The sequence below is a fragment of the Vibrio sp. MACH09 genome (genome assembly GCF_033238805.1).
Lineage (GTDB): Bacteria > Pseudomonadota > Gammaproteobacteria > Enterobacterales > Vibrionaceae > Vibrio.
The window spans coordinates 867,656-891,862 of record NZ_BSFZ01000002.1 but is presented as its reverse complement, the minus strand read 5'-3'; the positions used below and the strand labels follow the sequence as shown (position 1 = coordinate 891,862).

Sequence of the window (24,207 nt, the reverse complement as noted above, 5' to 3'; positions counted from 1 at the left end):
TACCCTGTCTAATTCATACCTTCCCCATTAAACCAATTCTCACCCAGAACCAGAACACACCAAATCACAGCCCTAATACCGCAGGGTTTAACAATATATTCCCATGACTGATACCGTTGGAAATTGCTGTTTCCGGTCGCGAGAGAAGGTTCTGTAGGTGGATTGGGTGGTTCTAGGCAGGGACGCCACTCGGATGAGTGGCGTGTTGAAGCTTTTAACGCAAATATCAAACAAGTCCAACACAAAAGTACATTAGCTTCGGGCTGTCACTATCAATATTCCAACTAAACTCAACAGTATATTGATCAACAACAAATTCAAGGTTTTCCTCAACACCATCATTCCAACCATCGCTGGGTTCTCCAAAGATATTTTTAATATCTTCACACGAACTAAAAACATTAATACTGTACTGCTTAGTGCCTTTTTGGATATCACCGGTGTATGCTTGAAACCCATAACTCGGATTAGCTAAATACACTGAAATATGAATCACCTTTCCATCTTCTATATTGATTGAGTAGCCACGTTCTTTGTCAGCAATAGGCATACGGTCTGTGCTTACCGATTCACCTACAGAAAATCCACCTAGTGACATGTTTTCAAAATCAAAACTCATATCTACTTAACGCACCTACTCACTGTCAGTATTTTAGCCTATTGGCAATATCGTTCACGTCCACGAGTAACTCTGCAAACTCCCTATCGGTATCGAAAAACTCTCTAACAGCGTATACCCCCAAGGTAAGCTCATTGAGTCTACTTTTGTCTTTTTCTGAACCTTCTACAATCGCCCTTACATAGACAATTTGCCTTTCAATAGATATAAGTAGCGAAAAGTTTGGGGACTTTTTAGCTCGCTTCTGACAAGCTGATAGTGCTTCTTCAATTGTTGAAATGTCTTTACTACTCATTCCATATTATTCCTCTAGTTTTTCCAGTGAAGTTTTGTCAGAAGTAGGTAACTGAGTGCCCCCGCCAGATGTATTATATGGCTCATCTGGTACTGACCAAGTATCTTCAATTTCTTTAGCAGTTGATTGAAGCACTTTGACATCTTTGTTCACTTTGTATAGTGACTGAACTTTGTCAATCAACTCTCCAGTATCTCGATGAATAGCCTGAGGATTAAGAAGCACAGCGAGGACATGCATCTTAAAAAAGATTCAAACCAACCAGTTCTCATCTGCTCAGTTATTATAAGTAGGGTAATATACTTTTTCTATCATTTAGTTGAAACATATTGAAAAACAACAATTTTATGCGAATTTATTGTATAGACGTGCTCAGCAGATGCTATGACCGGAGTTTCTATGAGAGTAAGAAGGTGCCGTATAGGTTAATTTAACTGATAACCGCACATTCGTCGTCGATGTAACCTTGATAAATTACACTGAATGCTCTCTTTCATTCCTATACAGAGCGCTCTTTGCTTTTCTAGTTGAGTACACGCTTTTAACCACGCCTTTTGGTTGATATTTAAACGTTTTAATAAAGGAGGCTGGTGGCTTGAAATGCTCGCTTTTCCTTCTCTAAATTCACGCCCAGTCCAATCAACCAGTTCTATATAATCCACTAATCTAAACGGAATGCCTGACAGCATTTCATTACTTGCGTTTCCAATAAAGGGGTGCAAACAGGGAGCTGTTGTTTGTTGATGAGCGAGTGCACTTAAACGCTCTTTAACGGAGGTATAGTCTGAGTGTTCTGGTGTATCAGCCATTCCGGCTCTAATAGGATTTAGGTCAGTGTAAGCCATAGCCGCTAACAGCGCTTTTTCGTCTAATAATGCCTGACTTTTATAGCGACTTTCCCAAAAATGGCCTTTACAGTTTTCTTCTTGGTTGGCTTTCAGAGCTATATCAAAATTAAGCTCGCGCATAAACCAACTGAGGCTATACAAGCGCTCTCGCCAAGTTTGGATAATTTCTTGAACTACGGTGTGCTCTGCCTCTCCTTTGAGCTCTTGCTTTAACCATCGTTGTATCAATACAGGTAGCGAGTGCATCTTACTCCATAGCTCGACAACCTCTAACTCGTTTAGTTTTAGGGCTTGCGATTTATTGATATGCACCACCAAATGATAATGATTGCTCATCACAGCATACGCACAAATATCAATGCAATAGATTTGGCTAAGCATCTTGATACGCGACTCTATCCAGCCACGACGATGCTCAAAATCTCGCTTCGAGTAGTCATCATAGCCACATAAAAATGTTCGACGAACACAGCGAGATACACAATGATAATAAGGTGTTGCGTCTAAACAAACTTGTTGGTTTCTAACTCTGGTCATTTCCACCTCCTGCCTGAAATGAGTTTTTGCCAACATAGTCGATTTAGCTTTGCTGTTATCCAAGAAAATTATGCAGTTACGAGACATTTCTAATTTTTATGAAACTGACACAGTAACTATCTCATAAAGTTGTTTATTAAGATGGCTGTCCCCGTTGTTTCCCGAAATATACTTTTGATACTGCTCTTGCACCCATTTAACGTCTTCAATTTCGTAAAGGCTAAGTAATAATGTGACTAACTCATCTCGTGATATATTGGAGTTTTGTTGCAAAGCAAGTTCAGCCTCTTTTTTAGTTCTACACTCTATTGATTCATAGCTTTTCATTGTATTTTGCCCTTCTTATTTACAAGCCCTGCTTTTCTCAGTTTTGCCTGCATTTTTTGGTCAAGCTCTCCCCATGTTCTTGTATGCCCATGAAATTTATTGGGAAAATATCAAGGTGCCTATCCCTTATTAAGGTGGAATTTCTTTGTCGTTCCTGCATAATTTTATGACCGCTTTTCTTTCTTCTTCTGTGACATCCTCTCCGGTATTTTTATGCAATAATTTAAACTCTTCAATGGCAACAAGTTCATTATAAAAACTTATCATTTTCTTAGTTAGATATACTGAAAGTAATGGGAGAAATACAATAGCAAGTGGAGCGTATATCAGCACAATAAAAATCGAGGCTAACAGCACTTGAACGGACATTTTTCGATATTCAATGCACTCCTTCAATGTGTATCTTACTTCGTATGACTTAAAAAATAATAAGACTCCTAATAACACATATACTGCCAATATTGGTGATGGCATTTTAACAAATAAGCAAAAACTTAAAATACTCAAAGGACCACCAACAGAAGCAGAATAAATACCAAATTTTCGACTACGATCAGAAGACAATATTCTTTTCAGCTCTTTATTCTTTTTCATTATCTACGACCTCATCTATTACTACACCAAAACCTGCATTAATTCCTTGCTGTTTATTAAGATGGCTGTCCCCGTTGTTCCCGTGACTGAACTCAGTTAAATCTTCGGGACTTTTAATTCCTTTAGCAGTTTCTTTAGCAAAAGCTTCAAGTGCTTTCTTATCCATGTTGTCTATCCTTAGCCATTACGGCATTAAGTGTAGACAGTTACACAGAATTTAGGACAGTCTCAATGCTTTTAGAGCTTTCTTATCCATGTTGCTTATCCTTAGCCATGACTGTCTTAATTATAAGCAGATACACAAATTAAATTACAGTCTCTTGTTATTCTGTCCTACAAAAAACCTATATTAGTTTTTTCATAAGATGTATGTCCCCGTTAGATTTCACTATTATTTTCAGTATCAAACATATCTTCATCAACGGCTTCATGATGCTCTCGCAATTCAATACTTTCGCTATCAATTGTAACAAGCTTAATAAACTCACCTTCATCAAGTGCTTCACGCAATGCAAAGTATCTAAAGTCATAACTTTCATCTACGTACTCATGTATAAATTCCGCATAAACAGTAGTATTGTTAAACTCCTCATCATTTATTACTCTCAGCTCATTCAAAAGAGTACCGACTGTTTTCACATGTGGTAATGGTTCTTCCATCAAAGCTGAAATGTGTGGAGTGTAGCCTTCAATACTAAATCTACTAGCATAATTTAATTGATTTATTTGTGTTTTATTTTCAACCATTAATGGCAAATGAACTTCAAATCTTTCTAATACTTTAATTAGCTCGTGTACAAACATAATCATTTCCCAATTTCATTTAAATCTGCATCAAACGTACCTAAACGAGTTTGTTTGCTGTTAATAGTATTTATTGATTTTGCTTTCTTCCAAACACCGCCATTATGAGCCCCTCCTTTTCCACTGCCAACATCTCTCGAGATATATTCCTTTGTCTTCCTGTTGTAGTAGATTGCTTCTCCATTTTTAGCTCTCCTATTGGTTTTTTCAAATCCAAGAGCTCTTGCTGCTTCAGTTGCTTCCTTAGTAGTTTTATAGAATACCTCACCGGGTTCAGCTCGCCTAGATGGGTCAAAGTGATTATCGCTGTTGTTGTTATTAGAATTAACAACCAACAATGGATCCACACCCGAGTCAGCAGGAGTTTCTAAGATAGTAGATCCCTGCTCCTCAGGTATAGGTGTCGTGGTAGTCGGGTCTATCTTATCAACTTCTGGGTTAGGGAGAGCAACAACTTCTGGATCTTTAATCTCACTCCCACTAGGCATCGGAAGTGGATCTGGTATCTGTTGACCACCAGTATTAGCTGTTAATCCACCTTGTGCTAGTTTTTCCTGTACCCCACTTATTACTTTTGATGGTTGTTGTTCCAATATATAGGAGACTTCTCCAATTTTACCATAGAGCTCATTAACTCTATCAACATTGCCTTCAGCGTGAGCAATCTCAACCTGAGCTTGAAGTGTCGATAACTCATTGGTGAAATGGTCAACTATATCTGCATTACCATCAGCTCCAATCAAGTTATCCCACGTAAGTCCAATGCTATTACCAAGTTCCTTAACTGAATCTTTAGCATCATTGAAGCCTTTGTTTATCGCTGCGGCAGCTTCGTCCCGTGTCTTGGGATCTGATAATGCTGAACCCACCGCCAGTACACTTGATACGACAATAGGCACCACAATTAAAGGCGATGCATTACCTTTTGTTTTATCCAATCCACCAAACTCACGACCATTTTCAATAACATCCTTTGTGTTACTTCCTACATGATTATTGCTGCTCGCCATACCATCATGACCATTAATCGCTAAAGCCATTTCGGTATAGTCACCATAATCACTTTCAAAGTGATCAGCGTAAGTCTCTCTATCTTCTTTGCTATACTTGGTATTGTCTCCTTCAAGATCATCCATTCTATGGCTTAACTCGTGTCCACCTGCTTCGACTAACTCTTCAGTGTTATTCGCATGGCTATCGTTAACGTAACTATTACCAGTTTCCTCTGAGTAGAAGCCTTTGAAGTTGGAGTCATCCTTTGCAATGATCTTATTTTTATATTCACCAACCTCGTAACCCAAATTAACCAATGTTGAGTGGGTCAGTTTGTCCAAAATGGATTCTTTCTCTGCTGCTGTAGCATTCGGATCAGATAACTTGGTAGCCAATTCAGGGTCATTAGCTATCTTCTCTTTAATTCCATCGTATACAGCAACCTGTTTACCCGTTTCGCTGAAAAAGTCCTCAATGCCTACCTTGTCGGTGGTTATGATTCGTTCAACTGTTTCCCGGAACATATCTGCTTTGAGGAAGTCTTCTCCTATCTGCGTTCTTCCCTCTTCACTCAACAACCGATGATCCACAGTAACATCGAAATCCCCCTGCTTACGATCAACGGTAAACAGGTCTTTATTGCTGTTTTCAACATTTCGATTTAACGCAGTAGTGTCATCTGAGTTTTCTGTATCATTAATGGCTAAGTTACCCATACCAACTGTCGCTAAGGTTTTCGATTTGCTGTAACCCGAGGTGTTCTTGTACTGCAATCTACTGGTACTAACGCTGGCATCGATTAACGAAGTCTCTTTTTCTGGTGCAGGTTTAATGCCCTCTCCACTATTAATATTGACACCCGAGCTAACCGCAAAGCTACGGCTTTGGTCGTAGTTGGTGTTGCTTAAGTCCGCATAGGTGAGTGTGTCGGTGGTGAGGTCTAAATTGCCGAGGTCTTTGCCATGTTCATCAACCGTGGCTATAAAAGCACCTTTTACATCGGTATTTTTGCCCACATTTATAGTAGCGATATCACCCGAGGTTAAAGTGGTTAAAACGGTACTCTTTTGGCTGGAGCGGTTTGAGGAGGTATGCATTCCAGCATTCACGCCAGCGAGTATATCTACTCCCTTAAAAGTGTTGTCAGTCAGTGTTTCTGGTTGAGGGGCGCTGTTATTATTGCTACTGTCCTTGCCGCTGCTGCTATCTTCACGGTTTGAGAGACTAAAACCAACATTGGCCCCCATGCTTTTGCTGTCTGATTTTGATCGGTTGGATACAGACGCCACATTAAGGTTATTACCGACATTCACGGTAAGCATCTCATCCGCTTCTACATTAGCACCTTTTATATTGGTGTCTTGGGTGGAAGTCAGCTCTATCTCACGGCCTGATATCTGGCTATTGTTGTGGGTGGTGGCGCTGTCTCCACCTCGGCTTTTGCTAAAGCCTAAGTTCACATTGGCACCTGTTGCAGAACCAAACACGGTTACCGCTACGGTGCCATTAACGGCATCGTTGCTCTGTTTGCTCTGCCTTGTGTCGGTAGAGGCCAGTAGATTCACCTCATTAGCATCCATGGAGACCTTGTCTTGTGCTTTTACGTGGCTTCCTTGTACGGTCAAATTATCACCCTCACTATTGCCGGCATTAAGTGTGATGTTTTGCCCTGCAATGTTTGAGGCAATAGACGTGGTGGATAGGTTGTGCTGTTTGGCTTTATTGGCAGACAAGTCCAGCTCAATACCAGCATTGAAGCCCATCATAAAGCTGCTGGTACTGGTGGCCGCCGCCGCGACCTGTTGAGTGGCTAAGGTAGTTTTAGAAGTGACATCTTCAGTAGCAAGTACAATACCTGCTATATACCAGTCCTCATCACTTTTCACCTCCGACACTAAGTCTCTTAGCTCTTCAATATCTTCAAATAAAACCCCTGATTTTCTCTCTACGTACTGTTGTTCTAACTCAGATAGTGTGGACTGTAATGCGCTTAGTTGCTTTTTATATTGCTGGTAATCTTTTTTCGCCTGTTTAAGGTTTTCTGTGGATTCTTGCAGCGCTTTAAGTGCTTTGGCGGTTTCTACTGCCTGATGTTGCACCACAATATTGGCTTCCGCTTTAGCGTGTACTTCCTCTTTTTTGCTGTCGCTGCTCTCTTGCGTCTCTTTAATGATGATGTTGTTTTTAGCGGTTAAGGTCACATCACCATTGGCATCTTTGTCTTTGTCAGCGACCAGTTGGCTCCCTTCTACAGTGATATCTGCCGCGGAGTTAATATTAATGCTGCCTCCGCTGGTGACTGAGCTGACTTTTTTATTTACTTCCCTCCGTTCATTTTTGACTTTGTCGTATTGGGCTTTCTCCATGGCAATTTTTATTTTGCCATTTTCAATTTTCACCGTGTCTGAGGGATTATTGGTAAGCATATTGGTGAGGCCATCAAAGCTGATGCTGACTTTCTCTTCTTTGCTAAAGGATTGGCGGCTTTCTGTCGCGGCTAAGAATTCCACATCGCCCGTGTCCGCATGTAGGTTGGCATCATTTTGAGCGTCAAGCTCAGAGCCAACAACTTTGATGCTGCCAGCACTGATATTAATGTTGGCACCAGATGTAATGGCGCTGCTTTGGGCGGTACTACTTACTTCACCTTGGCGCTTTTTGTCCGTCTCAAACAGCTGGCCACCACTTAAGAAGCTGGTTTTTTCATCCCATTGCTGGCTCTGCTTTAACACATTGTCAGCGCTGATAAGCACCTCATCCACCGCGGTTAAGTTAACATCTCCACCGCTGACCAATTCGCTTGCTAAGGTTTTGATATTATTACCCGAAGTAAAGCTAGTACTTCCGCCAGAAATAGAAGAGGCACTTTCAAGCAAGGTGTCATCATGGACACTGCCTTTATTGTGTTGTTTTAATCCTCCAAAACTCGATTTACGAGTTTCATTAAGCTCAAACTCACGATACTTAGCCGCCGCTAAATTAATATCGCCATCGGCCGATAGCGTAACTTCACCCTCTCCTTTAATGCCAGAGCCCACTAGGTTTATATCACTTTCCCCTCCGGCAGTGAGTACACTATGCCGCTGTGCTTTGATGGTAATATCACCACCAGCACTAATTTGGCTCCCTATAACCTTCTCTTTATTGCTTTTATGTATCTTGGTTTCTTTACTGCCCAGCATGCCCTCTTTTGTGCGTTTGCTGTATTGGTAGAGACTGTCATTCACCGCAACGATATTAATGTCACCTTTGGTTTTAATATCCACGTTTTGTTCGGCATGAATATCACTGCCTGATAGCGTGACATCCTTACCGCTATTGAGCATCACATTGCTGCCTGATAACTCTGAGCCTTGATGCGTTTTACTATGGCGAGTCTGTTGGTTGCCGCTGTAGTTATTGAGGTATTTCTGCTCATTTAATGCGGTATCTATGGTGATGCTTTTCTCCGCTTGCAAGGCAATATCGCCATCACTTTTTATCTCCGTATTGGTCAGGCGCATCTCTTCTCCTGCTTCGGCTTGGACACCCCCTTTTGCACGTAGGGTAGAACCATAGTGTTGCCTTTCCAGCAACTCAGTCTGCCCACCGCCATTGTTCACTCGGTAGTCTTGGCTTTTTTCTGCCGTATTGAACACAATATCTTTACCGGCATTCAGTGTCGCATCACCACCCACATTGATAGTCGACCCTTGGTTTTCTATATTGTTGCCAGCACCCATGGTTAAGTTGCCTCTTGCTACGATTTCACCTGCATCGCCTAGTTCGCTATAGCGCGCCGTCGCATTGTTGCCATGGTTTATGATGGTCTCTTTGGATTGGCGGCGATTAATCACGCTACCATTGGTACTGGTTAACGTGACATCATCACCACTGAGCGTGCCACTTTCATTGAGTAGGTCACCTTGCGCATGCAAAGTTAGGTTGTCTTCGGCAGTTATGTCACCACCAAGGTTGTTGAGTGTGGTGTCACTCTCTATGTTTAACGCCTTACCCGATTGAATTCTTCCTTGGTTAGTCACCTCTCCCGCTCGAAGGGTCTGATTACCTATCGCCACAATCTGTGCGCCGGTGCCAACGTTCTCTTCGTTTACTGATGCTAAATAGAGATTTGGGGCAAGCACTGTTTGGCCATTTACCGTGGTTTCTTCATACCAAATTATATCTTGAGTGAGTTTGCTCACTTGCTCAGCAGTCAAAGAAATACCGGCGGAGAGGTGAAGTTCAGTTTTCTGCTTCGCCGCCGCATCAATGAGTTGCTGCATCTGAGTGAAATCATTACCAACAGACGAGTTAAGATATCGCCGTCCTGTCTGTTCAAAAATCGCTTGGTTGATGATGCGAGTATCGTAGTAAGCATCACCTAGAAACTTGATGTCTGTATTAGGGTTAAAACCGAGTTTACTTTGGAAATAGTCCGAACCTAAATAGTCCCCCAAATTGACCAACGCAGGGTTGGTTTCTATCAAGTAATGGCTCTTTGGCCCGTCACTGTAGACAAACAAACCATTTGGACTGGTCGGCTTAGGAAATGTTGGCATGGGAACCGCAAAACTGTTGCTCTCAACCATTTCGGTGACTCGGGTTGGTATGTTAGAGGGGGTGATGGCATCATGCTGTCGAACCTCGCCATTACCTAACTCTTTATCTGCCTCAATATTTATGTCACCGGATGCGGTAATACTCGAGTGATAGGTATCATTAATTTCGCGGCTATCTGCGCTATCAATCAGATTTAAATTAATGTAAACACTTCGATGCCCAGATCTGCTGCCTTTTATACTGCCACCGGGTGCAAAGTAGCGGCCTGTTGTGGTGATGGTGTCATCTACATAGGCGTTATTAGAGACTTGGTTAGCATTAATAACAATGTTGCCATGACTGGTGATTTGACTAACGGTGTTGGTTACCGTATCTGCGTTCAATACCAGATTTCCGGCCGATTCCAGTATCGCGGGTTTCCCTTCTACTATGACGCTATTGTGTATTTGTTTTACGGTTTTATACTCGTTTTGAGCACTGTAGTTGCCTTTGCAGCGTATTTTCCAACTATGTATTTTACAATTGCCCAGTTTCACACGAATGTTTTTGCCAATGCTATTACCATTGATGATATCGGTCTTACTGGCGGTAGTTACTTGTTTCACTGAATTGATAATATGCTCGGCGTTAAGCAGCATATTGCCCTGTGATTTTATATATCCAGATATATTGTCAATCGTCTGGCTTTTCTCACCATTGGTATTTTTCCCCACTGTTAAATTGCGACCTGTTATGATATCGCCACCGTCATTACGTAGGGTGTTGCTAATCTGTAACTGAGCGTCTTGGCCTGCGTATATCAACGCCTTATTGGTTAGATTATCCGCTGTCACCGTCATATCGGATTGAGCAATAAGTGTTCCTTCGTTTGTCACCTCTCCAGATTGAATATCCAACTCTTGCGTGGCCCGTACAACGCCGTTATTGACGATATTTTCTGCCACAAGGTCAATGCTATTGCCTGAATGCAATTTACCTTGCTGAGTCACCTTATTGGCTTTTATCTGAATATCCGACTGAGTGGTTACGTTGCCTTTATCCGTGACAGCTAACGTATTATCCAATTGCCAATTAAGACCACCTCCCTCTACATTCGTATCAATAGATGCAGAGTTAGCCTGCATATTATGCTGTTTAGCTTGTATTTTTCCTTTACCCGTTAATTTAATCTGCTCACCTTGTAGGGTAAGCTGCTCTGAAATAGAAACGGTGCCATGATTGTCAATCTCTTTAAGCGCCTTTAACTGGGCGGTGCGACCAATGAGCTTGCTTTCTTTATCAAGCTGCAATTGATTAACGGCAGTGGTTATCTCTTCTTTGGCAGAAAGAGTGGCGTTTTGTACATCAAGTACCTTGCTATTTAACTGCAGATCTCCCTCACTCGCCACATTAGCATCTACTGCGGTTATAGAAGCCGCACTCACCACATAATCACGGTCTGTTTGTTGATTGCCCGTTAATTTAACGTCATCGCGACTGTTCACAATCAAATCATTATGACTACTCACATCTGCCAAAACTATGTGACCATCGGAGGTTAACCGAATATCCCCTTGAGACGCGGCCAAATTACCAACATTAACACCAACGCCATCTTCAGTGGCAATAAGGGTAATACGTCCGGCATACATGCCACCTAAGCTTGATGAGTCGATAGCTAAAGTGGGCTTTTCCCCAGCGACCGCAGCATGCTTAGTCGCTTGATTCGTCAGGTAATCAACACGGTTTTTTCCGGTTACTACTGATAAATCCTGAGCATGTATCGCCGCGTTTATTTTGGCGGTGCGGCTGACAATGTCAAAATAGTTTTGCTGACTGGCATCCAGTCCTAAGCCTTCTATCGTCACTGCTCCCTGACTCACATCAAAGCCTGTGACCTCTCCCGCATGAATCACGGGAGCTCCGGTAGAAAGAGTTACTCTGGGAGTATTAATAAACCCGCAACCATCACACGTAATGCCATAAGCATTGCTTAGAATAACGTTGGCATTTTGGCCAAAAACTTCTGTATAACCTTGCAACTGGCTTGCTGTTGCTCCAGTCACTTCATTTAGAATGACGTTAGCCGCTTGCCCTCTTAAATTAGCATTCCCTTCAACTATTCCCCCTAACTGTGACCTTGCTAACGCCTCGGTGGAGTTGTTCAAAATGAGTCCTGATTTATCCACATTAAACTGCTGATACTGGTTATGAGAAAGGCCTTTGCTGTTTGGGGTGGCAATATTGACGACCTCAACACCGTTACGTGCCTGCGTTACCGTGGTATTTCCTCCACTCGCGACAACACTGGCAAGCGCAGGTTGAACATTGATAACGAAACAGACCAAATAAGCGAAAGAACGTTGCAAACATGACGTGTTAATAACTGAAGGCACATGATGTTTGCGTGTTGAAGAGAGCTTTTTCATAATTAAAACGCCATGGTGAGTTGGTAATTAACAACGTAATCATCACCTTTCAAGCGACTAGGTGTTTCAATAGGTAAACCTATAGAAAATTGACTACTTAAGAGGGTAGAACGAGTGTTGATGGCAACATATGCCCCCATTAAGGAGCCTTTTTCTAGTGCATCGCGACTGTCTTTAACGATCGAACCTGTGTCTATTGCCCACTGTGTACTAACATTGCCAATATAAGGAAGTTGACCTAGTCGGTGAGTAATCTCGTTGCGCCAGTAATAACCTTGATCTCCAGAAATGGAAGTATCTTTAAAACCTCGAACAGAATAGAGACCGCCGATACTCAACCTTTGGCTGCCATACAATGTGTCATCACTCCACTGTCCAAATAGCGTACTGTTTAAGGTGACGACTTGGGAGAGTGGGTAGGTATAGCTGGTGGCTAACGTTAGTTTCTCAAACAGAGCTTTAGGCATCATAGATGTTTTCTGGCTATCATCTTCCCCACCAAACCAGTCTGTTCCAGTGACATAACGAGGAGAAAGGGTAATGAACCCCCCAATAAACCGGCTGCTGTAATCAACAGACAATGAAGCGGAAGAAAGATTGCGCGAGCCCGTTTCAAGTAAGGTATCCATTATGTAGTTTTTCTCTCTACGGTGATGAACACCTAGCTTAAATAATGTTTTACTGTCGCTGTCTCGAGAGTAGAGCCAACTGATATCGGCATCGTGGCTGTTTGTTCTACCAGTGCTTTGAAAAGTAAAAGAGTTGTTATCTATGCTCTGCTTATAATCGCTATAACTCGTCCGATAACTTGCATTCCAATAGCCTCTTGGTATATCGATACTAAATGCAACATTTTGTGAGTCTTGACTGGTTCGAAATTCGCTGCTCTTTTTGGCAGAGAGTGTCCATTGTTCAAGCCCATTGAGTAGATTGTCTGCCTTAAGAGTCATTGATAACTGGGTTTCGCCAGTATTCTCTTGACCACCGTTATCGACACCTATGGAACCAGAAACGATGCCTGCTGATGTTGCCTGAACATTGATGATGGAGTAGCCTTGCTTAGTCCCTGGCGGCAATTGAATTTTTGCGTTGTAACGCGACAGTCGATTTATTTGGTCTAAACCTTGCTCAATATCTCGGAGGTTAAGTATTTCTCCAACAATTGACGGCAAAGCATTGTCGAGAAAACGGGCTGGCTTATTATTAAATAACAACGCTTCAACCTTACCTTCCAAAATAAAAATCTCTAAAACCCCTGACGTTAAATCTTGAGGAGTTAAAAAAGCGCGAGAAGTAACATAACCATTTTTTATATATAGATTAGAAATAACACTCAAATATTGGTTAATTTCATCAATACCGATACAACGAGCTTCAAATTTAATTTCTTGTTGCAACTGTTCAGATGTAAAAAGGGTATTACCAGAGAACAAGATACGTTTTATTTCGAAACAATTTGAACTTGATGGAAGGGTCGGTTGTTCAATCGTTGGGAGAGGTTGAAGAGATTCTACTGCCTGTTTTGCCTCTTCAAGTTGTTGCAATCGACGTTGTTGTTCTAACTCTATACTCTGTTTTGCAGAAGGAGACAACGCATAGGATTGCTTGGCAAAGCACAAAAACAAAAGCAACAATGATAGTTGCACTATATTGAGAAGCCTTTGCCAGCTTTGACCTACTAGATAATTACCCACCAAATTTGAGTTCATAACTTCGTCATCTGTTCAAATAATAGACAACTGTATGACGGTAGGGACACTATGAATATAGCATCTAATTAAATTTAGATTTATAAATATGTATATATTTCAAATAATCTAAAATTTAAAGTTACACAATAAATTTCATTAATATAATAATCACGCCGTTTTATAAAACAGCATACTGTGAATAATTAGATCCTTTCATTTATAACTATAATTTAAGATTACTGCTTCGAAATATTTTGGCTGGTCAAATTCTTTACCAAACTTAGCTGCCATATTTTTTCTGCCTTGGTTCCGAGATACCAAAAACTTAAAGCCAGTATCGCAAAGAAAATGGCTTTATGGGTACTGTCCCAGAAGTATTCAAAAAAACGAGTATAAAGATTTATAAAGATAAACGTGAGGCCAAAGCCCCGTGTCATTCCATCATCATACTTTACGCCGTGGTATATAGCGCCAATGGCCGCAGCCGCGAACAGTATTGACCAATGAAACAGCTCTATCTGTTTTGCGCTTTGCCACACTTCCGGATCGCCATAGTTACCAAAAATAGACATGATCCAGAGTGCGATAAACAGGTAAAGCAGCCCGACAGCTTTCGTTGGTTTTAAAAATGCTGTTCTCATTTGCCATTGATTAAATACGTATGAGCCAACCGTTAATAACACCAGACCAAAAAGAACGAATCTTAGCGGGTAGTTCATGCCGAGATAATACGCTCCCCAACCAGACGCGTAGCCTGTCTCTGCTCCAAACCAACTGCCCAGTGACAATAACGAAAATAGCCATACCAATGTGGAGGGAAACCACAACCCTAACACCCCATAAACGATAGCTGCCAGCAGCAATAACAGTGAAAAATGTCCAGAGCCGGTATCTATTGCCTGACCTAAAAAGGCGATAGATACGGCCGTTGATACTACCGCCAAAAAGAAGATGGCTTCGTTGCTATACACTTTGTTGGGATGACGAGATTTTCTGCTCGCACCAAAAAAATACAACCCACCTGATAGCACTGCAAAGCCGGCGCATTTCACTGAGTCAGGTGCATCAAATAGCTTTTTGAATAACTCAATAAGCCATTGATCAAATAAGGCGGTAGAGACGGAAATGGCGATACATGCGATGGCTAACCAAAAAGAGTATTTTGCTACACGCTTCCAATCAAAAAACGTTACCTCATAAGAAGCCTTAAGTGCCTGACCCTCAGATTCCGAGATAACCTCCGTTTCGGTCCAATGTTTAATCGCCTTATCAATTATTTTCCCTTCTTTTTTTGATACCTGCATTACTCTCTGATCCTTCGAAAATTAATTAACAGTGCTACCATCTCAACAGAGTTAAAAAGAAGAGTTTGGTTGTTTAAGAAATGCTATCTCTTCTTCTGTGGAACGACGCCCTAGGATGATGTTTCTATGGGGATAGCGGCCAAATTTATCGATAATTGCTTTGTGCTTATGTTCAAAATCAAGATTGCTTTCAACTCCGACAGATTCAAACAGTTTAACGGCTTCAACATGAATAAGCTTTGATTCGCTATGCATAAATGGCATATATAGAAATACACGTTGAGTATTGGACAACTGTGTATCTAAGCCATTAGCAATAGCAAACTGCGCTAAAGCGACAGCCAATGGGTCACAAGAAAATGAGTCCGGTTTGTCTCGATAAATATTACGTGAAAACTGATCTAAAATGATAACTTCAGCTAACGCGCCAAGAGCGGTGTTCCGCCAATGGAACAATTCTCCCGCTTTGGCTTGATTATGGAGTTCGCCAAAACGAGTTTGAATCATTCGGTCTAACTGTTGGTCTTTTTGCCACCACTGCTTTGGCTCTAGTTCATTAAACCAAAAATCGATAATATCCTTATACATCTAATCCACCTTGTTGACTAAAAACTGTCGTGCAATGTACCTCTTCTTATAGGACAAAATGTCTTTATGCTCAAGTGAGTTAGGCTTGCGATAAGCTTTCTTAACCGAGACGGGATAAACATTTAAGGTTTGTTGGCACTTCGCCACTGCTCAGAGGTAATTTTATACAAACAGTGCCTTTGCAGAGGGTGACCATCTTCAAGCATAGGATGGTCAAAATCCTGCTCGGTATTGGTCATGCCAATTCGCGACATAACATGACGAGACGGCGCGTTATCTAAAACGGTAAATGAGTAGACATCAGACAAACTAAGAGTCTCAAAAGCATACTTTAGCGATGCTTGCGCCGCTTCCGTAGCATAACCTTTACCCCAATGGGATTTCGCTAATCTCCAGCCTATTTCAACCAGTGGTGAATTAGGGATAGCGCTTTTTTGTTGTGCCAGCAAGCCAACAAAACCGATAAACTCTCCGGTCTGTTTTATCTCTACCGCCCAAAACCCCCAGCCTTTCTCGTCAATCATTTCAGACAATCTGGCAACAACGGCATCACTACGCGATTTTGATAATACATCAGGAAAGTAACGCATCACCTCTTCATCACTGTTTAACTGATAAAAAGGCTCTAAATCGCTCGCCTTCCACTGCCTTAGCTGCAAGCGGGAGGTATCGAGATATACGGTCATGAACTTGTTTCCTTTTTCCAGCGAGCAATCGCCTCCACGGCAGCCTCTTTACCTAAGTGGTAACCCTCAAGCAAAGGTTTGGGGTCACGAGTAAGTCGCTTAAGTTGAAATGACTCTGGAGGGCAAATCTCTACGATATTCACTCCTTCAGGAGGGTTTCTTATTAACTCTAAAGTGTGATTATAGTTATCCGAACGTTGTAACATTGGCTCGATAAGTTGAGGCGTTTTTGCCAACATTTTTTTCATCATGTAGGGCATTTTACTGGCCGATTTTTGATAGCTTAGCGGACGACTTCTTAGCACCATGATATTGGTGGCACCACGCCGAATAGCCTCAGCAACAGGTATTGCGTCTGCTACGCCTCCATCAACATAATGATGACCATTGGCCAGTTTAACTCCGTGCTTATACAGTATAGGGAGAGCACTGCTGGCTTTCATCGTTTCGATAACGGTTTCGGGTTCGGCCAATAAATACTCCGCCAAACCTGTCTGTTGATTGGTCACGGCGAGATAAAAAGGCCGACCATCTTTTTCCATAGTAGTTGTATCTAAGCCCAGCTCTTTAACTGTGATATCCCACAACCAATCTAGATTCATAATATCTTGATTAGAAAAGAGACTACTCAGCCTTATGAACTCTTTTCGACAGCTATAATCGGTATAGATTTTAAGATTTCGTCCCGGCATGTTGGCTAAAAAGGCCGCCACGTTAGATGCTCCAGCTGAGACCCCCCAAAAGCTATCAAATGGCGAAAAATCTGCCGATAAAAAGTGATCGAGAATACCGCAAGAAAAAACGGCGCGCATAGCACCGCCTTCTACAATTAACGCGTTTGTTGCAACTCTATCCATGAGTACCTCTAAAAAATGGAACTAAGCGACAATAAAATAGATCCCTACAGCGGCGATGGCCGTTCCTGCCATACGCATTAACTTAATACCATACTGATGTTTTTTAGCTGCTGTTCCTATAACTACACCCGCGATATGAATCGCTGCGGTTCCGCTAACAAAACCAAGTGCGTATAAAACAGGATTTGCTAGGTTTGGCATTTCTTCACCATGAGCATGCCCGTGGAAAACCGCAAACACTGCGACAAACAGTATCGCCCATTGAGCGGCTATACGTTTATCTGCAGCAATCACGATACCAAGCGCCAGTACCGATATAGCAATACCTAATTCAACAGAAATCAATGGGATGCTTTGCATACCCATAACACCACCCACCAGCATGACAGCAACAAAGGTTGCAGGTACTGACCAAATTGCTCTACCGCCAATTTGTGCACTGACAATGCCCACGCTCACCATAGCAAGTAGATGGTCCAACCCTAATACTGGATGGTTTAAGCCTGACCAAAATCCTCCAGAAGAACCGTCAACATGAGCAAAAGCGAGGTTTGGAAGCAGAATGTTAGTTAACAGTAAAACAAGTACAACGAATATTTTTTTCATATGGTTACTACTGTGTTGATTAAACAAATACCGCCATACCTATAACTGGTCTTATTGGCGATAAAGGAAAAGTAAATCTTACAAATTTATCATGGGCGATACACTGGGAAAAAAGCCGCTTATTAGACATTACTTAGCGGAGTACTCGTCAAACATCAATATCAGCAGGCTTCTTTAAAAGAACGAAACGTATCATCAATTAAGAAAATTTGAGCTCGGGATAATGCATCTCCATTGGCGCTTCTAAATTTATCTAACGCCGCTTCATAGGATGATTCCAACTCCGTATCTAGACCTAGCAGACCTTGTAAAGTCATATAATGATGCAAGGTTCTCAACGACATTTCGCCAACTTGTTGTCCTAGCTTCTCTATGCTAGTGACCACTTCATTAGTATAGCCTTCTAAATAGCGCTTATGGGCATGCAATAACTCTAGCTTCCATTTATCATTTTGCGACAATTTTTTGTACTTAAATAGTTTAATTTGATAATCAAACTTGTTTAAATATAAGTGTCTTCCCTCTTCATCTTTTTGTGCCATATATAAAATAGACTTTAAATAATCAAGTAGATTTAATGGCTTATCTCGGTAGCTATCTTTATTGATGAGATAACTGTCGTTATAGAGTCTCATCGCTTTTTCATACTGGCCTTGAATGAGATAGAGCGTCGACAAAATCTCTTTACGATCATAATTACACGGTATCAATGCACAAATAGACTCTGCTTTACTCTGGGCACTTTCAATACTGCCCAAACAGATATCGAGATCTATCATGGTGTCATACAACTCTGGCGACATTCTTACTTTGTTGGCAAGAATATGCTTGCGAATTGAATCTGCTTTTTTGATCTTTTTCGCCTGAATTAATGAGTTTAGATAGCGCGCATACAACCATGGGTGATTCGCTTTGTCGTCGATTCGTTTGATCATCGACTCATACAGATTTAAAGCGACTTCTTGTTCCCCCATCTCTTCAAATACTTTTCCTCGCTTCTCCATTATCGAGTAGTAGAATTTGGGATAGAAGATCTCCAATAAATTGCAGCTAGACAACATTTTGTTTTTGCAGTCGCCATTGAGATTTTCAAGAAGGGTTTTTAATTTGCTTTTTTCATCATAAATGGCGGCGATTTTGGTCTTCATCTTCGAAGCAGAGTAAGGTCGAAGAAGGTAACCGTCTGGTTCAAGATCCAAAATACCATAAATGGATTTCTTATCAGAAGTGACAAAAAGTTTAATAGAAAGATCCGACAGAAATCCTTCCGCCATTGCGGTGTGATAGAACTCTTCTCGCTGCTCTTCTATATCGTAATCCATAATATAAATATCAAAGGCAGGCTGCTTAACCCGACGAAGGGCTAATTTATAATTGTGAACCGACTGAATATTGTGTTCTGCGACTCCGACAGATTGTAAAGCGATAGAGATAGTGCTGATGTCTTTTATCGTACTACTAATGACCAACACCTGTGCTTCGTTCATTTTTTTCATATCACTAAACTTTATCTATTTCTGTGCAGTCATCAATTGACTAGATAGACTAATGGCTTTAGCGAAAAATTGTTAGCTTTATTGAACAGAAAAGTGAGGATTTTGCGTACAGTGTGAGATTGATTCACTCGTTTTAAAGTATGTATAAAAATGCTCTTGCAAGCAGAGGGGAATTTAAATGGATTAATAGTAATTATTACTATTTTTAAATGGATTACTGTTTTTTATTACCATTTCTTAATCAACCTCCCCATCAGATTAGGGTGATAAGACCAGCAGTGATCAAACATCGCCATCAACTGCGGATTGCCATATTTGGATAAACTGATTGCATGGAATCGGTTGTGTTCCGACTGCAACGCCTTAACACTCTCAACAATGACATCAGGCTGCTTGGGCGCGATAAAATCGGACAACACCACCATGTCGGCATTTCTGTATTTCCCACTGCTCATTAACTCTACCGATTTGATCAGGACAGGGTCCAAATCGGTACCACCATGAAACTGGTAAGACAAAAAGTCACTCGCTTCTCGCAAACCATCTTGTCGGGTTAGCTCATACGTTATCTGTTCAGTAGAAAATAGAATAACGTAGCAGTCACGCTCTTCTGCAAGCGCTATTTGCATCAACGCGTAAGCCATCGCTTTTGCGCTCTGCTCTGGGAATCCGCTCATCGATCCCGACGCATCGACACAAATAATAAACGGCCCTTTTTCAACATCAGCTTGCTTGTTATCTGGTTTCTGAGACTTTACCCGACGAAGCTTGCGGGATTTCCCTTGTACCTGATAGTTCATCAGGCGCTTGTCGATAAGGTGTTTGTAGAACACAACTTCCAGCTCAGGATAAGCGAGAAACATCGCCTCATTTGGCAGCATCTTATTTAGGTCATCACTTTCATGAACACCTATAATATCATCCGTTGCCTCGTCACTTTTTTCTTCGACCATTCTTACGTCATCAGCGGGGTTTAAACGTAAACTGGGATCCGACACTTCGCTGGCCATTCGGCCAAGCTGCTCAGCTATTTTTTGTAACTCACGGTTCTTTTTCAAAAACTCGGCATAACGCTTAATTGTGGTCATGTCGCCTTTTGACAACTTAGCGGCTGCCATATCCCACAATCGGCCAATGCTGCCAACTTCACCCTCTTCGGTCACTTTATCCATGGTTTTCATGGTTTCTACACGCTGGTAAAGGTCCGCCAAGAACGTCTCTTTATCTGACTCTAGCGCCACCAATTCCGCCTGTTTGATGGCGTTAGATAAACTCTGATACCACTGCTCACAAAAATAGTGAGGGAACACCGGATTGTCTCGACCTTTGTTTTTAGAAAGCAGTTTATTCGCTTTGCTATAAAACGGAGAGTGTTTGTCTAACCGCTCTATCACCTCCGATATCTGTTCAAAAAAGGTCGCTTCATCCCACTGAATAACTTCTTGATAAAGCATTAGCTCTTGCTGAAACCTATCGGTTTCACACACTTTAGTTATTCGTCTTTTTACGTTGCTTCGCCACTTGCTAATATGGGTTTTTACTGAGGCTTTAAGGGCACGGTTTTCTGGAATCATCAACACTTGCGAACGACCAATGAGATCGTTTACTGCAGAATCAATAATACCTGATTCTGCTATCATCATCGCTAAGTTGAGTCCATCTGCGCCTAACATTGCTCGCCCTTATGCAAAAAACTGATCAAGGTTTTTAATTCTTTGGATCGTTTTCTCACTGCTCTGTTTTATCTCATCGACCTCATCTGCGAGAGATTGCAAGCTGCTCTCCATTTTGGTTGGAATGGCAATATCGATGAAGCTGTGAGGCAAAGCACCATGGAAGTCGGAGCGAACTTGCCTTAAATGATAATCAGCTTGAGTGAGTAACTTAGACGCCTGTTCGGTTTTCTCTAACCATTGTTGATACTGCTCGTCACTCAGTCCTTCTCGGTCAACAATCCCAGCCAAAACTGAACGATTAGCAATGTCTTTTACTACTAGGCTATTAGTTGCGTCTAAATCAAAGCGGATACGACACATATTACTGTTTTGGTTGACGTAACCATACGCATCGCCGCCACCTTCTCGAATCACTTTTTCAAGCTCATCCTTGGCAACATATATCCAGCGGCTATCGCCTTTTTCTGATTCGTTCACCGACATATTGCTTTGTAGCAATACCATTTTAATCAGTCCTCTAGCGTTCCCTACTGAGTAGGTTTTCGCTGCAGACAAATCGTACTGATAGCCAGCGGTTTTTCGCAATAATTTATTAGACGCTTCTTCTTCTAAATGGATACTAAACTGCTCTTGCAGCTCATATTGAATCTCTTGCAGCAACTCTTTGCACTGTTCAATTTGTTGATGGATAACATGTTGGTCAAATGCATGATTAATGGCGAAGTCGCTAATCACTTCGTTAACCATCTCTCTTGACTCTGGGCTGTGCCACAAACAATCTTTTAGCAGCAATAGGTCAATAGAATTTACTTTTTCTCGACCATTAAAGTAAGCGCTCGCTTTTAATAATTTAACGGCTTTTTTCCAACGTCGGTCAGAAACATACAGCTCGTTTGAGCTTCCACTACGGTCAGCCGCATCGGCCTTCTGTTCCAGCATACTTTTCAGCTGGTATAACTTTTCAAAGCAGTCGTCGTTAAGCGGTAGCTGCTCTAACTCTTTCTTCCAAAGGTGATACTCTTCATCGGTAATCGCTAACCCTTCTGGTATTTGAGCTTCCTGTTCAGTACCTACGGTCAACATCGACTTAAAATTCTGCTTATTTTGAATGCGATCAACAAACACCCGAACCAACATACGATCGTACAAGGCCTCTAAACCGCTATCTTCATCAGGAAGTTCATTAGAAGCGGAAACCAATAACCGCATAGGGACTTGCTCTATGTCGCTGCCGTTTTTAAAGGTTTTTTCATTCACGACCGTTAGCAGTGTATTAAGAATAGCTGGGCCGGCCTTCCATATTTCATCGAGGAAAACCACTTGAGCTTTAGGCAGATAACCCTCGGTTAAACGGACATATTTACCGTTATCCTTCAACTCTTGAATGCTTAACGGACCAAAAACTTCTTCTGGTGTTGAAAAGCGAGTCATTAGATATTCAAAATAGCTGCTGTTATCGAACGCCTGGATTAACCTTTTAGCGATCATGCTCTTTGCAATACCTGGAGGCCCAAGTAAGAACACACTTTCCCCGGCTAACGCAGCCAGCAGACATAACTTAATGGTGTTCTCTCTTTCATAAACCCCATCAGAAAGTGCATGAGCCAGTTTATTAATTCGTTCAGATAAAAGTGCTTTTTGTGCGTGAGAAGCGTGGCGAGCGAGCATACAAATTCCGTCAATCTTGTCATTGGTTAGCAAACTAACGTTGCTTATGTTATGGGTTTGTTATCAATATAATAGCAGTATCAACGAATTGAATTTAATGTCCATCTTTCATTGACACATATTGTTACAATAAACCGTTTGGATGCGACATTTGAGTGGTATGTCACCCTACTATTCGCCAGATCATAACAAGTTTATTTAGCGATTAATGCGCGAATCTTTTTTTTAACTGCAATCTTATATTACCTTTTTCCATACGCATTAAATGCCATAGCCCCCCTAATCTCACAGCCAACGCACCGCCGGATCCTTCACTCTTCTTGCGAGTCCAACGTAGCAGTCACTTCATCTATGTGGGAATGGGAGGGCAAGTACAACTCGTTATACCTTGAGGTAATTCAGCGATAGTGATAAAACGTTTAGTTGACCAGTAGCATAATCTCAGAATTGATTGACTCTCTGCCTGCCAAATTTAGCTAAGATGCGTAGGCAAAAGTTGAATGTCTCAGTTCGAATAGAACAATAATCAGATTTAACAATGAAAGGACGAAAAATGGATTTCCGCTCAGATACCGTAACTAAACCTACCCAAGCTATGCGTGACGCAATGGCAAATGCCGATGTTGGCGACGACGTATATGGCGATGACCCGACAGTCAATGAACTAGAACAGTGGGCAGCGGAGAGACATGGCTTTGAGGCGGCTATTTTCACCAGTTCAGGCACACAAGCTAATTTACTTGGTTTAATGTCACACTGCGAACGAGGTGATGAGTATCTATGTGGCCAACTGGCGCACAACTATAAATATGAAGCTGGCGGCGCTGCTGTTCTCGGCTCCATTCAGCCTCAACCAGTAGAGAACAACCCCGATGGCACACTCTGTTTCGACAAGTTAGCCGCCGCCATAAAACCAGACGACATTCACTTTGCCAGAACTAAGCTACTCAGCTTAGAAAACACCATTAATGGTAAAGTACTCCCTCTCTCTTACCTACAACAAGCGCGAGAGTTTTCCAATAAGCATGGTCTACAACTGCATTTAGATGGCGCTCGTGTGTATAACGCGGCGGTTGCTTTGGATGTCGATGTTCGTGAAATCGCCCAGCATTTTGACTCGATGACTATCTGTCTATCAAAGGGGCTGGCCGCTCCCGTTGGTTCGTTGCTACTAGGCAGCAAAGCCTTTATCAGCAAAGCGAGAAGGATTCGAAAAATGTTAGGGGGAGGCATGCGTCAAGCGGGCATTCTTGCAGCAGCAGGTAAACTCGCGATGACGGAGCAAGTGTCACAATTGGCAACCGATCACGCTAATGCCAAACAACTTGCCTACGGGTTAAGCAATATCAATGGCTTTAACGTAAACCCTGATCATGTTGCTACCAACCTAGTGTTTGCCAAGTTAGATGCCTCTGTAGACATTAAAGCCATTGCGGAAGCCCTAGCAAAGCAGCAGATCATCATTTCGCCATCAAACCCAGTTCGTTTTGCAACACACAAAGATATAACTAAACAAGATATCGACACCTTCCTGGCGGCACTGAACGACCTAATGTAAAGCAAAGTTAACGTCGCTTATAAAAAAAGCCCTGCTGGCAGTGTTAGCAGGGCTTTTTGGTGGTTGTGCTTATCTAGTTAAAGAAAGCCTGTCTAGCCAAAGACGGTGTG

General features: G+C 41.8%; 19 protein-coding genes. 1 reads left to right on the top strand and 18 read right to left on the bottom strand.

Going from position 1 to position 24,207, the window contains the following annotated elements; genetic code table 11:
• Positions 1-226 precede the first annotated feature (226 nt).
• From CHJ_RS19245 to CHJ_RS19160, 18 genes are all read right to left on the bottom strand, one after another.
• Positions 227-619 carry a hypothetical protein gene (locus tag CHJ_RS19245; RefSeq protein WP_317918668.1) on the bottom strand — a complete coding sequence of 131 codons (393 nt, stop codon included), beginning with the start codon at positions 617-619 and terminating at the stop codon, positions 227-229.
• A 25-nt stretch (positions 620-644) separates the two neighbouring features.
• Entirely contained in the window at positions 645-914 is a 270-nt protein-coding gene (locus tag CHJ_RS19240) for an immunity protein Tsi6 family protein (RefSeq protein WP_317918667.1), read from the bottom strand.
• Between the two features lie 6 nt (positions 915-920).
• Positions 921-1,154: a polymorphic toxin type 46 domain-containing protein gene (locus CHJ_RS19235; protein WP_317918666.1), complete on the bottom strand. Its 234-nt coding sequence runs from the start codon at positions 1,152-1,154 to the stop codon at positions 921-923.
• A gap of 185 nt (positions 1,155-1,339) precedes the next feature.
• Entirely contained in the window at positions 1,340-2,299 is a 960-nt protein-coding gene (locus tag CHJ_RS19230) for a transposase (RefSeq protein WP_317918665.1), read from the bottom strand.
• Positions 2,300-2,395: 96 nt separating this feature from the next.
• Entirely contained in the window at positions 2,396-2,626 is a 231-nt protein-coding gene (locus CHJ_RS19225) for a hypothetical protein (RefSeq protein WP_317918664.1), read from the bottom strand.
• A gap of 129 nt (positions 2,627-2,755) precedes the next feature.
• On the bottom strand, positions 2,756-3,220 hold the full coding sequence (locus CHJ_RS19220; protein ID WP_317918663.1) for a hypothetical protein: 465 nt from the start codon (positions 3,218-3,220) through the stop codon (positions 2,756-2,758).
• The gene (locus CHJ_RS19215) at positions 3,207-3,386 is read right to left on the bottom strand and encodes a hypothetical protein (RefSeq protein ID WP_317918662.1); all 180 of its coding nucleotides are present in this window, start codon (positions 3,384-3,386) and stop codon (positions 3,207-3,209) included. Before CHJ_RS19215 ends, CHJ_RS19220 begins: the two co-directional genes overlap by 14 nt.
• Positions 3,387-3,598: 212 nt before the next feature.
• Positions 3,599-4,024, bottom strand: a complete 426-nt coding sequence (locus CHJ_RS19210) for a hypothetical protein (protein ID WP_317918661.1) — start codon at positions 4,022-4,024, stop codon at positions 3,599-3,601.
• A 2-nt stretch (positions 4,025-4,026) separates the two neighbouring features.
• Positions 4,027-11,967 carry a hemagglutinin repeat-containing protein gene (locus tag CHJ_RS19205; RefSeq protein ID WP_317918660.1) on the bottom strand — a complete coding sequence of 2,647 codons (7,941 nt, stop codon included), beginning with the start codon at positions 11,965-11,967 and terminating at the stop codon, positions 4,027-4,029.
• Between the two features lie 2 nt (positions 11,968-11,969).
• A complete protein-coding gene (locus tag CHJ_RS19200; protein WP_317918659.1) occupies positions 11,970-13,676 on the bottom strand; it encodes a ShlB/FhaC/HecB family hemolysin secretion/activation protein in 1,707 nt (568 codons plus the stop codon).
• A 218-nt stretch (positions 13,677-13,894) separates the two neighbouring features.
• Positions 13,895-14,962, bottom strand: coding sequence for a hypothetical protein (locus CHJ_RS19195; protein ID WP_317918658.1), 1,068 nt, complete (start codon positions 14,960-14,962; stop codon positions 13,895-13,897).
• 51 nt (positions 14,963-15,013) lie between these two features.
• On the bottom strand, positions 15,014-15,550 hold the full coding sequence (locus tag CHJ_RS19190; protein WP_171751653.1) for a DUF924 family protein: 537 nt from the start codon (positions 15,548-15,550) through the stop codon (positions 15,014-15,016).
• 122 nt (positions 15,551-15,672) lie between these two features.
• The gene (locus tag CHJ_RS19185) at positions 15,673-16,236 is read right to left on the bottom strand and encodes a GNAT family N-acetyltransferase (RefSeq protein ID WP_171751652.1); all 564 of its coding nucleotides are present in this window, start codon (positions 16,234-16,236) and stop codon (positions 15,673-15,675) included.
• The gene (locus CHJ_RS19180; RefSeq protein WP_317918657.1) at positions 16,233-17,093 is read right to left on the bottom strand and encodes a patatin family protein; all 861 of its coding nucleotides are present in this window, start codon (positions 17,091-17,093) and stop codon (positions 16,233-16,235) included. The genes CHJ_RS19185 and CHJ_RS19180 overlap by 4 nt, the downstream gene beginning before the upstream one ends.
• 21 nt (positions 17,094-17,114) lie before the next feature.
• Positions 17,115-17,699: a HupE/UreJ family protein gene (locus tag CHJ_RS19175; protein WP_317918656.1), complete on the bottom strand. Its 585-nt coding sequence runs from the start codon at positions 17,697-17,699 to the stop codon at positions 17,115-17,117.
• Positions 17,700-17,860: 161 nt separating this feature from the next.
• Positions 17,861-19,195, bottom strand: coding sequence for a hypothetical protein (locus CHJ_RS19170; RefSeq protein ID WP_317918655.1), 1,335 nt, complete (start codon positions 19,193-19,195; stop codon positions 17,861-17,863).
• A 227-nt stretch (positions 19,196-19,422) separates the two neighbouring features.
• The gene (gene viaA, locus CHJ_RS19165; RefSeq protein ID WP_171751648.1) at positions 19,423-20,868 is read right to left on the bottom strand and encodes an ATPase RavA stimulator ViaA; all 1,446 of its coding nucleotides are present in this window, start codon (positions 20,866-20,868) and stop codon (positions 19,423-19,425) included.
• A 9-nt stretch (positions 20,869-20,877) separates the two neighbouring features.
• Positions 20,878-22,539, bottom strand: coding sequence for an ATPase RavA domain-containing protein (locus CHJ_RS19160; RefSeq protein WP_171751647.1), 1,662 nt, complete (start codon positions 22,537-22,539; stop codon positions 20,878-20,880).
• Positions 22,540-23,077: 538 nt separating this feature from the next.
• Here CHJ_RS19160 and ltaE point away from each other — a divergent pair.
• Positions 23,078-24,097 (top strand): low-specificity L-threonine aldolase, encoded by a 1,020-nt coding sequence (gene ltaE / locus CHJ_RS19155; RefSeq protein ID WP_317918654.1) that lies wholly within the window; start codon positions 23,078-23,080, stop codon positions 24,095-24,097.
• Positions 24,098-24,207 lie beyond the last annotated feature (110 nt).

Bases quoted from the DNA above. Each gene is read 5' to 3' on its own strand.
- CHJ_RS19210 (WP_317918661.1), bottom strand. From the start codon at position 4,024: ATGTTTGTACACGAGCTAATTAAAGTATTAGAAAGATTTGAAGTTCAT.
- ltaE (WP_317918654.1), top strand. From the start codon at position 23,078: ATGAAAGGACGAAAAATGGATTTCCGCTCAGATACCGTAACTAAACCT.
- CHJ_RS19160 (WP_171751647.1), bottom strand. From the start codon at position 22,539: ATGCTCGCTCGCCACGCTTCTCACGCACAAAAAGCACTTTTATCTGAA.
- CHJ_RS19220 (WP_317918663.1), bottom strand. From the start codon at position 3,220: ATGAAAAAGAATAAAGAGCTGAAAAGAATATTGTCTTCTGATCGTAGT.
- CHJ_RS19175 (WP_317918656.1), bottom strand. From the start codon at position 17,699: ATGAAAAAAATATTCGTTGTACTTGTTTTACTGTTAACTAACATTCTG.
- CHJ_RS19185 (WP_171751652.1), bottom strand. From the start codon at position 16,236: ATGACCGTATATCTCGATACCTCCCGCTTGCAGCTAAGGCAGTGGAAG.
- CHJ_RS19245 (WP_317918668.1), bottom strand. From the start codon at position 619: ATGAGTTTTGATTTTGAAAACATGTCACTAGGTGGATTTTCTGTAGGT.
- CHJ_RS19230 (WP_317918665.1), bottom strand. From the start codon at position 2,299: ATGACCAGAGTTAGAAACCAACAAGTTTGTTTAGACGCAACACCTTAT.
- CHJ_RS19225 (WP_317918664.1), bottom strand. From the start codon at position 2,626: ATGAAAAGCTATGAATCAATAGAGTGTAGAACTAAAAAAGAGGCTGAA.
- CHJ_RS19195 (WP_317918658.1), bottom strand. From the start codon at position 14,962: ATGCAGGTATCAAAAAAAGAAGGGAAAATAATTGATAAGGCGATTAAA.
- CHJ_RS19190 (WP_171751653.1), bottom strand. From the start codon at position 15,550: ATGTATAAGGATATTATCGATTTTTGGTTTAATGAACTAGAGCCAAAG.
- CHJ_RS19215 (WP_317918662.1), bottom strand. From the start codon at position 3,386: ATGGATAAGAAAGCACTTGAAGCTTTTGCTAAAGAAACTGCTAAAGGA.
- viaA (WP_171751648.1), bottom strand. From the start codon at position 20,868: ATGTTAGGCGCAGATGGACTCAACTTAGCGATGATGATAGCAGAATCA.
- CHJ_RS19180 (WP_317918657.1), bottom strand. From the start codon at position 17,093: ATGGATAGAGTTGCAACAAACGCGTTAATTGTAGAAGGCGGTGCTATG.
- CHJ_RS19205 (WP_317918660.1), bottom strand. From the start codon at position 11,967: ATGAAAAAGCTCTCTTCAACACGCAAACATCATGTGCCTTCAGTTATT.
- CHJ_RS19235 (WP_317918666.1), bottom strand. From the start codon at position 1,154: ATGCATGTCCTCGCTGTGCTTCTTAATCCTCAGGCTATTCATCGAGAT.
- CHJ_RS19200 (WP_317918659.1), bottom strand. From the start codon at position 13,676: ATGAACTCAAATTTGGTGGGTAATTATCTAGTAGGTCAAAGCTGGCAA.
- CHJ_RS19170 (WP_317918655.1), bottom strand. From the start codon at position 19,195: ATGAAAAAAATGAACGAAGCACAGGTGTTGGTCATTAGTAGTACGATA.
- CHJ_RS19240 (WP_317918667.1), bottom strand. From the start codon at position 914: ATGAGTAGTAAAGACATTTCAACAATTGAAGAAGCACTATCAGCTTGT.